11 protein-coding genes are annotated in these 13893 nt (G+C 70.6%); 1 reads left to right on the top strand and 10 read right to left on the bottom strand.

The features are described from left to right. Nucleotides 1-6: 6 nt before the first annotated feature. The 10 genes from B141_RS40930 to B141_RS0116090 all read right to left on the bottom strand — a co-directional run bounded on the left by B141_RS40930 (nt 7) and on the right by B141_RS0116090 (nt 12627). Nucleotides 7-1515, bottom strand: a complete 1509-nt coding sequence (locus tag B141_RS40930) for a serine hydrolase domain-containing protein (RefSeq protein WP_020576193.1) — start codon at nt 1513-1515, stop codon at nt 7-9. Nucleotides 1516-1581: 66 nt separating this feature from the next. Continuing rightward, on the bottom strand, nt 1582-2286 hold the full coding sequence (locus B141_RS0116050) for a class I SAM-dependent methyltransferase (RefSeq protein ID WP_020576194.1): 705 nt from the start codon (nt 2284-2286) through the stop codon (nt 1582-1584). Between the two features lie 295 nt (nt 2287-2581). After that, the gene (locus B141_RS0116055) at nt 2582-5740 is read right to left on the bottom strand and encodes a discoidin domain-containing protein (protein ID WP_020576195.1); all 3159 of its coding nucleotides are present in this window, start codon (nt 5738-5740) and stop codon (nt 2582-2584) included. 50 nt (nt 5741-5790) lie between these two features. Continuing rightward, complete coding sequence (locus tag B141_RS0116060) at nt 5791-6834, bottom strand: ABC transporter permease (protein WP_020576196.1); 1044 nt, start codon at nt 6832-6834, stop codon at nt 5791-5793. After that, nucleotides 6831-7598 carry an ATP-binding cassette domain-containing protein gene (locus tag B141_RS0116065; RefSeq protein ID WP_020576197.1) on the bottom strand — a complete coding sequence of 256 codons (768 nt, stop codon included), beginning with the start codon at nt 7596-7598 and terminating at the stop codon, nt 6831-6833. The genes B141_RS0116060 and B141_RS0116065 overlap by 4 nt, the downstream gene beginning before the upstream one ends. Nucleotides 7599-7659: 61 nt before the next feature. Further along, a complete protein-coding gene (locus B141_RS0116070; RefSeq protein WP_020576198.1) occupies nt 7660-8487 on the bottom strand; it encodes an enoyl-CoA hydratase/isomerase family protein in 828 nt (275 codons plus the stop codon). After that, nucleotides 8484-9662, bottom strand: a complete 1179-nt coding sequence (locus tag B141_RS0116075; protein ID WP_020576199.1) for a CaiB/BaiF CoA transferase family protein — start codon at nt 9660-9662, stop codon at nt 8484-8486. The genes B141_RS0116070 and B141_RS0116075 overlap by 4 nt, the downstream gene beginning before the upstream one ends. Before the next feature lies 1 nt (nt 9663). Continuing rightward, nucleotides 9664-10824, bottom strand: coding sequence for an ABC transporter substrate-binding protein (locus B141_RS40935; protein ID WP_020576200.1), 1161 nt, complete (start codon nt 10822-10824; stop codon nt 9664-9666). After that, entirely contained in the window at nt 10817-11824 is a 1008-nt protein-coding gene (locus B141_RS0116085; RefSeq protein WP_020576201.1) for an ABC transporter substrate-binding protein, read from the bottom strand. The genes B141_RS40935 and B141_RS0116085 overlap by 8 nt, the downstream gene beginning before the upstream one ends. 17 nt (nt 11825-11841) lie before the next feature. Next, a complete protein-coding gene (locus B141_RS0116090; protein WP_020576202.1) occupies nt 11842-12627 on the bottom strand; it encodes an SDR family NAD(P)-dependent oxidoreductase in 786 nt (261 codons plus the stop codon). Nucleotides 12628-12788: 161 nt separating this feature from the next. Here B141_RS0116090 and B141_RS40940 point away from each other — a divergent pair, with 161 nt between their 5' ends. After that, entirely contained in the window at nt 12789-13841 is a 1053-nt protein-coding gene (locus B141_RS40940) for a LacI family DNA-binding transcriptional regulator (RefSeq protein WP_020576203.1), read from the top strand. The last annotated feature ends 52 nt before the right edge of the window (nt 13842-13893 follow it).

Raw genomic sequence — 13893 nt, forward strand, 5'->3', positions numbered from 1 at the left:
AGCTGCTCAGTCGAGCTGGCCGATCACGGTCGACTCCACGAGAGGTTCGAACGCCACGTTGTCGCTCGAGGTCATCGTCACCTGGCCGCCATCGAACACCAGCGTGATCGTCCGGACGAACGGCGTTCCGACGGCACAGACGCGCAGCACGCAGGTGTCGTCGTCGGTCCAGGTCGCACGAGCGGCGACGGGGCGGTCCTCGCCCTCCAGCGTGGCGCTGCCGGAACGCCACTCACCGGTCCCAGCGGAAACCTCGTGGACACCTTCGCTGTCCTGCACCGTGAGGCGGCAGTCGTCCGGGCTGACGTCCAGACGGAGCTTCTCGACCTTCCGACCGGAATCCGCCGCCGGCGTCCCGGATCCGTCGCCCGCCACCGACGGAGAAGCCAGCACGCGGTACGTACGCCCGGACACGCGCGCCGCAGTCGGTGACGACGCCCGTCCGGCCGGCATCGAGAGCGTCAATCCGGCAAGGCGCTCATCCAGCCGGTCACGCCCCGCGGGATCAGCCGGCAGCGGTGCGGGTCCCATCGCCGGCAGCGGTGCGGGTCCCATCGCCGGCAGCAGGTGCTCCCACGCCAGGTCCAGCACGGACTGCATGTTCGAAACGCCGCTGACCACCGCCAGGACGGCATCCTGCTCAGGCATGACGACGCAGAACTGCCCGAACGCCCCGTCCCCTCGATAGGCATCGTGCTGGCAACGCCAGAACTGGTAGCCGTAACCCTGCCGCCAGTCGAGCTCAGCCTCGGGATCGTTGCTCACCTGGCGCGCGGTGGCGGCGGCGACCCACGACCGCGGGAGCACCTGCTTCCCCCGCCACCTCCCGCCCTGTAGGTACAGCTGCCCGAACCGCGCGATCTCCGTCGTCCGCAGCGTGAGTCCCCAGCCGCCGGTGTTGATCCCGCGCGGGCAGGTCTGCCACGTCGCGTCCGTGATGCCCAGCGGGCTGAGGAGCCGGGGCCGCAGATAATCCAGCAGCGTTAGCCCGGTGACCCGCTGCACGATCGCGGAAAGCAGGTAGCTCGCGCCGCTGTTGTAGACGAACCGCGTGCCCGGCTCGTACTCCACCGGCTGCGCCAACACCGACCGTACCCAGTCGTTCTCGGATCCCCGCTCGACATGGGCCAGCGACTCCGAGGCGTGGCCGGCGGTCATGGTCAACAGGTGCTCCACCCGGAGCCGGGCGAGGTTGTCACTCACCACGTCCGGCGCCTGGCTGGCAAAGAACGGCAGCACCAGGTCGTCAACCGACAGCAGTCCCTCGTCGACCGCCAGGCCCACCGCGCTCGAGGTGAAGCTCTTGCTCAGCGAGAAGAGCATCCGCGGGGTGTGCACGTCGTGCGGCGCCCATCCGCCCTGCGCCACCACGTGACCGTGCCGGACAAGCACGAACGCGTGTACGGCGTCGATCCGTTCGTCCACCGCCGTCACGAAGTCGAGAACGGCCGACGCCGGAATGCCCTGCTCCTCAGGAGAGGTACAAGGCAGCTCTTCACCGGTCAGCAGATCCACTGAGCCTCCTCCACTGGACCTCCTCCACTGGGCCTCCCTGAAGATGTCGTCGCGCACCGCGCCTCATCACTGAGAGAACCAAAATGGCTTGAACTCGTCGAACGCTGGCTCGAAGGGGTGATCCGGCAGTCGCAGAACCCGCATGCGCGGGTGGCCGGTCGCCGGGTTGACCGTACCCCCGCCCGCCAGGGCGCCTTCCACGACCTGGCATCCGAGGTTCGTTTCGTAGTAGCGCGCGGCGGTCTGGACGGACGGCCACCGGTAGTCGTCCATGATGATGAGTCCACCCGGCCGGACGATCTTGCGCAGGAAATAGAGATCGACGAACACCTCGTGGTATCGGTGGCTCCCGTCGACGAACGCCGCATCGGCGGTGAAGCCCTCCGCCAGGAGCCGCGGAAGCGCCAGCGACGAAGGTTGGAGAATCAACCGCGCGATCGTGTCCAGCCCAGCCGAGGTGAGCAGGTTCCAGCCCACATTCGCCCAGGCCGTTGCCTGGAAGGGATCGATGATGACGTGGACCGGCTCCTCCGCACTGACGGAGACGAGCGCTTCGCCGATCGCGAGGGCCGACCGGCCGTAGGCCAGGCCCACTTCGATGACCCTCGTGACACCTTCACCGATCAGGAGGTCACGGATGGCGTCGCAGTCCTCCTCGGGGACCGTGACCTTCGTGAAGTCGTCCGCATCTTCCCGCGTCCACGGCGGCCCGTCCTGAGCGAGTTGCCGGCGTACAGCCGCAATCCGGTCGCGGTGGTGCTCTCGGCTCATGTCAGCCTGCGATCCACCCTGCACAGTTCAACCCGTCCCTTCAGCTCCGAGCCGGCCAGGCCGTGTCCCGTCAATCTTCCTGGAGGTCTTGGCTTGACTGGCCGTTGCGAGCTTCGTCTCACACTCTGGTCAATCCAGAGGGCTGTCTCACATTGCGTACACCTGACGGGTACTTCACATGGCTAGCACCTGCCTTGCATGGCGTCCATGCCATGTGAAGCCCCTAATGACCACGTAAACGTGATCATTCAGGGGGCTGGCGTCCACCGGAAAGCCGGATCTCACGGGACACGCGCTAGGCCGGCGGTGGTTCGACGCGGAGTTCGGTGAGGTCGGCGTCGCCGGGCCGCCAGCGGGGTACGCCGACCGCGACGTACCTCGCCGTCGTACCCCCGAGTTTGACCCGCTGCGCACGCTCCCCCTCGTCCGGCTGCCCGGCGACCGTCCAGTCCAGCCCGTCACCGGACGTTTCGACGCGTACGGCTGACACCCGGCCGGACGTCCAGCGGAGCACGGCGGCACCCAGGGCCCTGCTGGCCCCGAGGTCCACCACCATCCGCCCTGACGGGCCGGGTCGCCAAGCCGTGTCCGTACGCCCGTCCACCGCGGCGTCGGGGTCGCTCATGCCGGCCGGCAAGGGAGAGGTGGGGTACGTCCGGCAGGTCAGCGCGAGGTCGGCGACCGGAGTCAGCGGACCGTCCAGGTGCGCCTTGGTCGTCTGGCCCGGCGGCACCACCACGGGCGTGCTCCTGCCGGTGGCCGCCGAGGTGAGCCGGACCCGCGCCGTCACAGAGCCGGTGTTGGTGACCCGCACGTCCCGCGAGTCGAGCACCTCAACCGAGAGCGCCGGAACGCTGGCCCCAGACTCGCTCGGCACCAGCGTGCACCGCGGCGGCTCGACCCGAGCCTCGGCAGCCGCGAGCGACACGAGGTACGCCGTACCGGCCGCGTCCGTGCGCTGCGTACCGCGGAAGAGCACCACACCGTCCTCCCCCGCAGGCCGCGGGATCCGCAGTGCGGCCTCGGTGATCGGCTCCGCGGACAGGTTGAACAGACTGAGGCAGCCGCCGGCCAGGCTCGCCCGCAGACTGTCGGGACCACCCGAGGGCGCTGGTTCGGACGCGAGCCGCGCCGTCGCCTCCGCCGTCGTAGCTGGGTACCCCTCCACCACCATCCCCCGCGCGCCCGACGCGGGACCGGCGGACAGGACGACCGACGTCGGCGTCACCTCCACGGGATTGCGGCTGCCACGGATGACGAAACCCACCCGGTCGTCGAGGTTCAGCCAGGGCCCGGCGAAGGAGCGCGTGTCCGGGATCCGTGCCACGTCCCGCCACGACACCCCGTCGCTCGAGACCTGCAGCCGATAGCCCCGGGCGTACGCCGCCTCGAACCGCACCCGGATCCGGTCGATCGGCACCGACGAACCGAGGTCCACGTCCAGCCAGGAGTCGTCGCGGGTGCGTTGGGTCCGGTCGACCGCCCAGCGGGTCAGCGGATCGTCGTCGGTCGCGAAGCCCGGCGGGTACGGCCCGCCGGCGGTGACCGTGCCGTCGTCGTACGACGATGCCGTCGCCGGCCGGCCCAGCGCGAGGTCGGGTCCCGTGCCGGCGTACACCTCGAACGCGTAGATCGAGTAGCCGTACGCCGTGGCCCGCTCGGCGCCGAGGAACCGCACATGGCGCGCCTCCACCGGCGCGAACCGCACCTCGTCGACGCCGCCGTCGCCGTTCCCTCCGGCGAGCGTGGCCGAGCCGTCGGGTCCGTGGAACGTCCGGTCGCCGGCCAGCCCGCGCACGCCTGGCATGGTGAGGTTGAAGAGCCGCAGGACGCCGTCGCCCTCGGCCAGCCCCGAGGTGGCGTACACCACCGAGCCGTCGGGAAGGGTGGTGAAGCCGGCAAAGCCCGTGCTGGTCGCGAGCAGCGTGGCCGACCCGTCGAACCCATCCCGCGCCAACCGGTAGACCCGCGCCGTCCGGCCCGTCACCGACGTGCTCACGCTGGGGATGAACGCCGGACTCCCGCCAGCCGGATCGAGCAGCCAGTCGTCATGCTCGGGTACGAACGCGAACTTCACGTACCCCGGTTTACTCACCGCCATCGCAAGCCCGGCAGCGGTCTGGTGCCCGACGAGTCCCACCTCGGCCCCGTAGTCGGTGGCCCCAGAGATCCGCGCGAAGAGCTCCTCGGCGCTCACCGGGTCGACGTCGCCGGCCAGCCGGTCCCGCCAGTAGTGCAGGAGGTACGCCATCGCCAGCTCCGCCCGCGCCTCGGGCTCGTACTTCGGCTCGCCACTGAACTTCGTCAGCAGGTTCACCGGCGGGTAGGCGACGTAAGGCCCGAGCCGGTCGGCGAGCAGCCGCTCCGCCCCGGCGGCGTAGCGGTCGCCCACCACTGTCGTGCGGTACGTCAGCGGCAGGACGTCCCGCCCGTAGAGGTGGTAGCGATCGGCGATCATCGGGTGCGCCGACAGCCCGGCATCGGTGCCGAGGTGGGCGAGCGTCGCCCACAGCTCGTCGGCGTTCGGAAGCCGCAGCTGGCTCTCGGGCACCGGCTGACCCGCGACCAGGAACTGCACGGCGTTCCGTCCCGGGTAGGCGCCCATGGACGCTTGGTACATCGGGGCGTAGGTGCCGTGGTTCTCGATCGCGAACGTGTCGAAGATGTTCTGCGACCGCAGCCACGCCGACACCGGACGCCCGGCGATCAGGGCGGGGTTGGCCTGGTCCGCCGGTGGCAGCCCGCCCATGTTGAGCGACCACAGGTCCAGCCACTCCCACCAGGTGCCGGCGGCCGGATCGTCGGGCAGCAGGGCGTACGCCGCCGCGAGCGGCATCGACTTCGCACCCATCTCCTCGACCTTGGAGTCGCCCCGGAAGCCGCCGGCGAGGGTGGTGTTCTCGTCCCGGCCGGGACCGACGATGTGGCCGGCGGACCCACGCGCGATGGTCTCGACGTTCGCCCGCGTCGCGCTGTCGAGCCGGTCCCAGAGGAGGCGCGTGGCGGCGATGAAGTACGCTTCGAAGGTGCTGTCCCAGTAGATCCGAGCGCCCCACTCGCTGCCGCCCGCCCACTTGTTGCTCGCCGCGAAGTGCCGGATCGTCGCGAGGGTGCGCTGCTCGAGAAGGTCGCGGGAGATGCCGGCGACCTCGGCGTCGTACGTACCGAAGTTCAACAGGACCGCGTGGCCGAGGACGACGGTGAAGTTGAAGTCGCGCGCCTGGTAGTGGCCGGCCGCGCCGTCCCACACGGTCTCGGTCCACCGGGTGTGCTGGAGCAGCAGGCGGTAGTAGTCCCGGGCGAAGGCATTCTCCGAACCACTCGCGAGTGCCTGCGACGCCTGACCCATCTGACCTGCCTTCGTACGTCCCGCGCCGGTCGCCGACGCGCCGCCGGCGACGAGGGTGGCACTGGTCGCGGTGAGGAACGTCCTTCTGCTCAAGGGGTTCACCATGCCGAGTTCTCCCTTCCCACTGTGGGGCCCGTGGAGTGCGGTGGTACGCCCTACGCGCGTTCCCGGGCGCGCCGGCGTACCTGGTCGAGGTAGACAGCCGCGACGAGGACCGCGCCGACGGCGACGTTCTGCCAGTACGGGTTGACGCCGATGGTGACGAAGCCGCTCTGCAACACGGCCGGGATGAGAACGCCGATGACGGTGCCGGTGACCCGGCCGCTGCCACCGAACAGGCTGGTGCCACCGAGCACGACCGCCGCGATCGCGGCGAGGTTGTCGGCACTGTGCCCGGAGATCGTGGTGGTGCTGAAGTGCGCGAGCGACATCACGCCGGCAAGCCCGGACAGCAACCCCATCAGGGCGTACACCTTGATGAGGTGGCGGTCGACCCGGATGCCGACCCGCCGGGCGGCTTCGGGGTTGGAGCCGATCGCGTAGGTGTACCTGCCGAACCTCGTGTACGCCAAAACCAGACCCAGCACCACCGCGACCCCGGCGGCGATCACGACCAGCCAGGGCACGGAGTTGAGCACGAGGCCGAAGCCCAGGGTGCCGGCCAGCTGGCGCGGGATGCCGCGTACGTCGGTTCCGCCGGTCAGGAGGTACGACGCGCCGAGCGCCATGCCGAGGGTGCCGAGCGTCGCGATCAGCGGAGGGACCCGCGCCTTGGCCACCAGCAGTCCGTTGATGACACCCCAGGCCAGGCCGGCCAGCAGACCGGCGAGGATGCCGAGGCCGATGACCCCCCAGCCGGCGTCGGCGGCGCCAGCCGACGGGTCCCGTGGATCGCCTCCGACCGCGAGCATCACCTTGGCCGCCACCACACCGGAGAAGATCAGGACCGACCCGATCGAGAGGTCGATGCCGGCCGAGACGATGACGAACGTCATGCCCACCGCCAGCACCAGCAGGGCGGCGTTGTCGGCGGCGATACTGCGGATGTTGAGTGGGTTGGCGAAGTTGGGCTGGACCGCGGTGAAGAACAGCACCAGCGCGACGAGCACCACGAAGATCCAGAGCACGTTGGTGGTCGCGAGCCGGGACGCCAGCGTTGCCGGCGGGCGCGCCGGGAGCGCCTTCGACGTACCACTCATGCGGCACCGTCCGTCACGTCCAACGCGCCTGTCATTGCCCCGACGAGGTCGTCCAGCGAGACGCCAGCGATGTCGAACCGAGCGACCCGCTGGCCCAGCCGCAGCACCTCCACCCGGTCGGCGACGGCAAGCACCTCAGGCATGTTGTGGCTGATGAGCACCACAGCGATGCCCCGGTCCCGGACCCGCCGCATCACGTCGAGGACCCGCTCGCGCTGGACGACGCCGAGGGCCGCGGTCGGCTCGTCCATGAAGATGACCTTGGAGGCCCACGCGACCGACCGCGCGACCGCGACACTCTGTCGCTGGCCGCCGGAGAGCGAGCTGACGCGGGTACCGGCGTCGGGCAGCTCGATGCCCAGCTCACCGAACGCCGCGGTGGCCTCCTCCCGCATACGCCGGCGATCGAGGACGCCGAACCATCCGAGCACCCCGGGCCGCATGAGCTCACGGCCGAGGAAGAGGTTGGCCGCGGGATCGAGGTCGGCGGCGAGCGCGAGGTCCTGGTAGACCACCTCGATCCCCAGCCGTTGGGCGTGCGCGGGACTGTCAAGCCGGACTTGACGACCCTCGAACCACACCTCACCGGCATCGGCCTGCGACGTACCCGACAGGCAGCTGACCAGCGTGCTCTTGCCGGCGCCGTTGTCGCCGATGAGGGCGACGACCTCACCGGCGTACGCCGTGAAGTTGGCGCCGCGCAGCGCCTGGACGTGGCCGTACGTCTTCACCAGCGCCCTGGCTTCCAGGAGCGGTGTCGTCATGGCGGTTCCGTCCTCTCTCGGTCGTCGTGGACGGCTGGGTCTCCTCAGTCCTCGGGTCTCCTCAGTCCCCCGTGAAGGCCGGGTCGCGCTTCTCGATGAAGGCCCGGATTCCCTCGCGGGCGTCGGCGGTCGCGTAGAGGCTGGACAGCACCCCCTGCTCGAGCGTCCAGCCGGTCTCCAGGGAGGCCTCCACACCGTCGTCGATCAGGCGCTTGGCCTCGCGGACGGCCCGCGGGGCGCGGGCGGCCAGCGTCCGGGCGAGCTCCCGCGCGGCCGGCATCAGCTCGTCCGGCTCCACCACTCGGGCCACGAGCCCACGCCGCTCCGCCTCGTCCGGACGCATGCTCCGGCCCGTCATGACCAGCTCCTTCGTCGCGCGTACGCCGATCGCCCGGGCCAGCCGCTGCGTACCCCCACCACCCGGCAGCAGGCCCAGCTTGACCTCGGGCAACGCGAACCGGGCCGCCGTCGAGGCGAGGATCAGGTCGCAGGCGAGCGCCACCTCGAAGCCGCCGCCGAAGGCGTAGCCGTTGACCGCCGCGATCGTCGGCTGTGGGAGGCTCGCGAGCCGTCCGAACGCCGCCCGCCCGAGCCGCTGGTAGTCGTCGAACGCCGCCTGGGACACGCCGTCGTACTCACGAATGTCGGCCCCCGCAATGAATCCCCGACCGGTGCCGGTGACCACCAGCACCCGCACGCTGTCGTCGTGGGCGAGCCCGTCGAGATAAGCGACCAGCGCCTCCACCATGCCGCGGGACAGCGCACCGAGGGCGTGTTCACGGTCGATCCGGAGGACGGCGACGGCGCCGTCGCGCTCCTCGACCAGATGCTCATGGGGCTGCTCTTTTCGCCCACTCAGCTGCTCGGTCGACTCACTCACCTCGGTCATGACTCCCTCCTCCCGGAAACGACCCGCGCGAGCTGCTCCGGCGTGAGCACCTCGGCGAGCACCTCCTCCGTATGCTCGCCGACAAGCGGCGGCGGACGGCGTACCGACCAGGGCGTTCCCGTGTACGTCACCGGGCAGCCGACCAGCTCAAGCGTCCCGGCCCGCGGATGCTCGACCTGGCAGAGCAACGGGGAACCCTCGTCGCGGAGCTCGTCCACGGCCTCGGCCAGGCTGCGTACCCGCGCCGCCCAGATACCGGCGGGCATCAGGAGATCCAGCCATTCCTTGGTCGTCCGGCTCGGGGTGATCGCGTCGAGCCGGTCCTTCGCCTCGTCGCGGTCGATCCACGGGTCGAGCTCGGCGAGCGCCGGGTCGTCGACCAGCCGGGCGATATCGGCCAGCGGAGCCATCGCGACGGCGAGCCAGCCGTCCGCGGTCTGGTAGATGCCGCACGGCGCCGACAACCAGGGGGACGCGATACCCGCGCGCGACCGGTCGAAGGTCTGCTTCTGGTTGACCATCGCCGAGATCTCCTGGCACTGCACCGCGATCGCGGTGGAGTACAGATCCACCTGGACCCATTGGCCGATCCCCTGGCGTTCGCGGGCGACCAGCGCGCCGAGGATGCCGGTCGCCAGCGTGAGCGCGGTCATGGCGTCGACCACCGACGTACCCGCGAAGGTCGGCGGCCCGCTGCCCGGTCCCGTGTTCGCCGCGAGGCCGGACATCGCCTGGATGAGCAGGTCCTGGCCGGGGCGGTTCTCCTCCGCGAACCGTCCCTGCTGCCCCCACCCCGAGCCCGAGCAGTAGATGACGTCGGGTCTGACCGCGCGAATCTGGTCGTAGCCGAGGCCGAGCCGGTCCATGACGCCGGGCCGGAAGTTCTCGACCACCACGTCGCAGGTGGCGGCGAGCGCCAGCAGCGCCTCGCGGGCCGCCGGGTCCTTGAGGTCGAGCGCCACCGACCGCTTGTTGCGGTTCATCGCAAGGAACGCCGCACTGTCGCCGGCCACCAGCTCGCCCATCATGGCGAGGCCGCGTTCCCACTCCCCGCTGTCGGGTCGCTCGATTTTGATGACGTCGGCGCCGAGGTCGCCGAGGAGTTGGGTGGCGTACGGCCCGAGCATCATCTGGGTGAAGTCGAGCACCCTGATGCCGTCGAGAGCAGCGGGCATGTCACGTCCTTCCGGCCGGTCGGTGTTGGTCGAGCAGGTGGTCGAGCCCGCGCAGGATCTCGCCCGGCCGGCGGCCCTCCTGGAGACCCGCGGCGAGCTGCCGGCCCGCGGCCTCCTGGAACGCCCGCCACCACGGGTCCCTCGGCCGGGTCCAGGCGGCGTCCATCGTCGCCCGCGTACCCGAGAAGAACCCACCCACGACCGCGTCCGCCGCGGGATCCGACCAGGTGGCGCTGGCCGCCGGCTGCCCGTCGTGAGCGAGTCCGACGTAGCGCTGCGCGGCCGGACTCGCCACCCAGCAGGCGAACTCCGCGGCCTCCGCACGGTGGACGCTGCTCGCGGACACCGCGATACCCGCACCGCCCAGGATCGAGCCGTGCGGCTCGCCGCCCGGCACCGCGACCGGGATGTCGGCGAACCGCAGCCAGGCCCCTCCCTCCAGAGTCGGGCGGGAGTAGGTGGTGTAGCCGAAGCTGAGCGGCACGTACCCGATCTCGTCGCCGGCCCTCATCCGGTCGAGCAGGGCCGGCGGGTTGAGGTCGTACGACGAAGGATCGACCACGCGCGCGAGCTCATAGAGCAGTTCGACCGCCTCGCCGCTGAACCCCCCGTCGAGCGCCTGGAGTGGCGTGCCCAGGCTGGCGGACATGGTGAGCAGGCAGCAGATCGCGTCGGCCGGGTCGAGCGGCATCGCGACCAGGCCAGGTCGCTCCCCCGCCAACCGCAGCACGTCGTCCCACGTGCTCGGCATCGGGACGCCGTGCCGCACCAGGAGGTCGTCGCGTACGACGCTCACCTGGCACGCGGCGTCGAGAGCCAGCCCCCACTGGTGTCCGGCGTACGCATAGCTCTGGTGGCTCCGGCCCACCGTGCCGGCGGCGGCCGCGGCCAACGCCTCGCCCGGCAGCAGTTCGTCAAGGGGCGCGAGGCAGCGCGTGCGGGCGGCGGCGCCGACCATCGGATGATCGAAGATCAGCAGGTCGTACTGCCCGCTGATCGTTTCCAGCGGTTGGTCGTTGAACGCCGACAGCGCCCGGACGTCCCACACCACCTCTACGTCGGGCCGCGCCGACTGCCACACGGCCGCGGCAGCCGCCATCGGGTGCGTGCAGCGCGGGTGGTCCCAGCAGATGCCGCGCAGGCTGATGCTCGGGCTACCCACCGGTGCACGACTCCTGGTAGAGGTACTTCTGGACCTCCGGCGTACGCAGGTTCTCCTTCGTCGCCACCAACGACCCGGTGAGCGTGACCTTCTCGACCTGCTTGTCAGACAGCGCGTTCACCGCCTGCGTGACGCCCTGAAAGCCGATGTCGAGCGGTTGGAGCACCACCTGGCCCTGGGCGGCGCCGTCCTCGATCGCCTGCACGCCACTCGGATTCGCGTCGAAGCCGACCAGCTTGATCGCGCCACTCTTGTGGGCGTTCTTGATGCCGGTCGCCGCACCCTGGCCGGTCAGGGTGTTGGTCGCGAAGACCGCCGCCAGATCAGGATGGGCCGCGAGGGTCGACGTGACCACCGAACTCGCCTTCGCCGCGTCATCACCGGCGAACTTCTCGCCGACGTACTCGATGGCGGACTCCTGCTTCAGGCGTTTCTCGAATCCCCTGACCCGCGCCTCGACCGTCGACACTCCGGGTTGGGTGTTGACGGTGACCACCGAACCCTTGCCGCCGGTGAGCCGGATGACCTCCTCGGCGGCCTTCTCACCGGCGAGTTCGTCGTTGGACGTCACCCGCGCGGCGGCGAACGCCGGATCCTTGACGTTCGTGTCGACCAGGACCACCTTGATGCCCTGTGCGGCGGCCTGTTCGAGCGGCGTCTGCAGCGCGGTGTCGTCGACCGGGGCGATGAGGATGGCATCGGGCCGGGACGCGATCACGGAGTTGAGGACCGGGATCTGCTCGGACGGATCCCACCTGTTGGGCCCCTGGACGTCGACCTCGGCGCCCAGCTTGTCGGCGGCCTGCCTGGCGCCACAGGCGAGGGAGCCATAGAAATCGTCCCCCTTGAGACCGACGATCAGGCTGATCTTGTAGCGCTTCGCTCCGTCGTCACCGCCATTGCCGGTGGCTTTCGTGTCGGAGCCGCAGCTCGCGATTCCGGCGGCGGCGAGAACGACCGCCGCACTGGCCGCCGCCATTCGAGCGGGCAGCTTGGTCATGATGCTGACCCCCCTTCTCACCACGCCGCCGCCCGCGAGCCAAGGATGGTGAGCCCGCCGTCGACCGGCAGGCACGTACCAGTGATGAACGACGCGTCGTCGGACGCCAGGAACGCCACCGCCGCGGCCACCTCCTCGGGCTCGCCGAACCGTCCGAGAGCGTGCATGGCGTTCCAGCTCTCGATGAGCGCCTGCGGGTCGGGCGCGGTGCGGAAGATCGCTTCGTTCAGTGGGGTCATGATGGTGCCGGGCGCGATGGAGTTGACCCGGATCCGGTCAGGGGCGTACTCCACGGCCGCCTGCTGCGTGAGCGAGACGATCGCGCCCTTCGTCGCCGCGTACGCCGCCCATCCGGGGAACCCGCGGAACGCCTGCGCGCTGGAGGCGTTGACGATCGCGCCGCCGCCGGCCGCGCGCAGGTGCGGGATCGCTGCCTTCATCGCGTACCAGATCCCCTTGAGGTTGATCGCGAAGACCCGGTCCCAGTCGTCCTCGGAAATGTCGGTGACCGTGCCCCCGACCGCGATGCCGGCGATGTTGACCAGCAGGTCGAGGCGGTCGTACCGCTCGACGACGGTGGCCACGAGTTCGTCGACCTCGCCGGCGCGGCTGACGTCCGTGCGCACCGCCACCGCCTGACCGCCCGCGTCAGCGATCTGCCGCGCCACCTCCCCCGCACCCGCCTCGTCGACGTCGGCGATGCCGACGGCCGCGCCTTCGGCGCCCAGTCGCAGGGCGCATGCCCGGCCGATTCCCTTGGCGCCGCCGGTCACGATGCCGACCTTGCCGTCGAGTCTGCGCATGAAAGAAGGGCTCCTTCGTCAGCGTTCGCTGGGATGTCCGCCAGGCCGGTGAAACGTTTCTCTAAGAAAATCGTTTATCTTCTAGTCCCGCACGGCTGCCGTGTCAAGGGTGCTGGTGTGTGCGTGAACCAGCTTGAGTGGTACGCGAGAATCGAGGTTCGATGGCCAGCATCACCGACGTGGCCCGGGAGGCCGGCGTCTCAGCGTCGATCGTCTCCCGTGTGCTCAACGGCGATCCCACGCTGCGGGTCCGCGACGACACCCGCGCCCGCGTGCTCGCGGCGGTTGATGCGCTCGACTACGCACCCAACCACGCCGCGCGGGCTCTGCGGCGGTCGCAGGTCGGCACCCTCGGACTCGCCGTTCCTGACATGCACAACCCCGTTTACGCGGCGATCCTGGCAGGCGCGCGTCCGGCTGCCACGCAGCATGGCTACGTCCTCATGCTCACCGACCTCGACGACCTGGCCTCCGACACCACGACGTTCCGCCGGGTCGTGCGGGGCGGCGCGGTCGACGGGCTACTCCTGCAACGCGATGGCGCCGCGGCGGGTCGGGTGGTCGAGCGGATCGCGCCCGCGCGGATCCCGATGGTCTTCCTGAACGAACGTGTCCGCCCACCCACCTCGGGCGTCGCCGTCGACGACCGGACCGCCGCGGCGCTCGCGACCCGGCACCTCGTCGACCTCGGCCATACCGATATCGGTCATCTCCGCGTCCGCGGCCGCAACTCCCGCTCCCGCGACCGCCAGGCCGGCTGGGAGGACGCGCTCAAGGAGGCGGGCCTTCCGGTCCGCCACGACCTGCTCGGGTACGGCGGCGCGGTGCCCGAAGCCGGCTACCGCGGACTCACCGAACTCCTCGCCCACCCGCGCCGGCCGACCGCGGTCTTCGTCGGCAGCGTGCTCGCCGCCGTTGGGGCGCTCGCGGCCGCCCGCGACGCGGGACTCAGTGTGCCGGACGACCTGTCCGTGATCGGCTACCACGACACCTGGCTGGCCGATCATGTCGACCCGCCGCTCAGTGTCGTACGCCTGCCCCTCGACGAGATGGGCCGCGAGGCGGTTCGCATCCTGGTCGACCTGATCGATGGCAAGCCGGCCCAGCAAGCGTTGGTGACGACGCCAGCACCGCGACTGGTCCTGCGCGCGTCCACCGCCCCGCCGCGTTCTCCGCGTTCGGCGCGTTCGGCATCGCGCACCCGCCTGCGCTGACCTGCGTCGGGGGCACTCTTGTACGGCTCTATCGGCCACGGGCGCCCCCGAC

It is taken from the genome of Actinopolymorpha alba DSM 45243 (assembly GCF_000373925.1).
Classification (GTDB): Bacteria; Actinomycetota; Actinomycetes; order Propionibacteriales; family Actinopolymorphaceae; genus Actinopolymorpha; species Actinopolymorpha alba.

What these genes read in the sequence shown, in the direction of transcription:
- B141_RS0116050 (WP_020576194.1), bottom strand. Translation starts at nt 2,286, where the DNA reads ATGAGCCGAGAGCACCACCGCGACCGGATTGCGGCTGTACGCCGGCAA.
- B141_RS0116055 (WP_020576195.1), bottom strand. Translation starts at nt 5,740, where the DNA reads ATGGTGAACCCCTTGAGCAGAAGGACGTTCCTCACCGCGACCAGTGCC.
- B141_RS0116060 (WP_020576196.1), bottom strand. Translation starts at nt 6,834, where the DNA reads ATGAGTGGTACGTCGAAGGCGCTCCCGGCGCGCCCGCCGGCAACGCTG.
- B141_RS0116065 (WP_020576197.1), bottom strand. Translation starts at nt 7,598, where the DNA reads ATGACGACACCGCTCCTGGAAGCCAGGGCGCTGGTGAAGACGTACGGC.
- B141_RS0116070 (WP_020576198.1), bottom strand. Translation starts at nt 8,487, where the DNA reads ATGACCGAGGTGAGTGAGTCGACCGAGCAGCTGAGTGGGCGAAAAGAG.
- B141_RS0116075 (WP_020576199.1), bottom strand. Translation starts at nt 9,662, where the DNA reads ATGCCCGCTGCTCTCGACGGCATCAGGGTGCTCGACTTCACCCAGATG.
- B141_RS0116085 (WP_020576201.1), bottom strand. Translation starts at nt 11,824, where the DNA reads ATGACCAAGCTGCCCGCTCGAATGGCGGCGGCCAGTGCGGCGGTCGTT.
- B141_RS0116090 (WP_020576202.1), bottom strand. Translation starts at nt 12,627, where the DNA reads ATGCGCAGACTCGACGGCAAGGTCGGCATCGTGACCGGCGGCGCCAAG.
- B141_RS40940 (WP_020576203.1), top strand. Translation starts at nt 12,789, where the DNA reads ATGGCCAGCATCACCGACGTGGCCCGGGAGGCCGGCGTCTCAGCGTCG.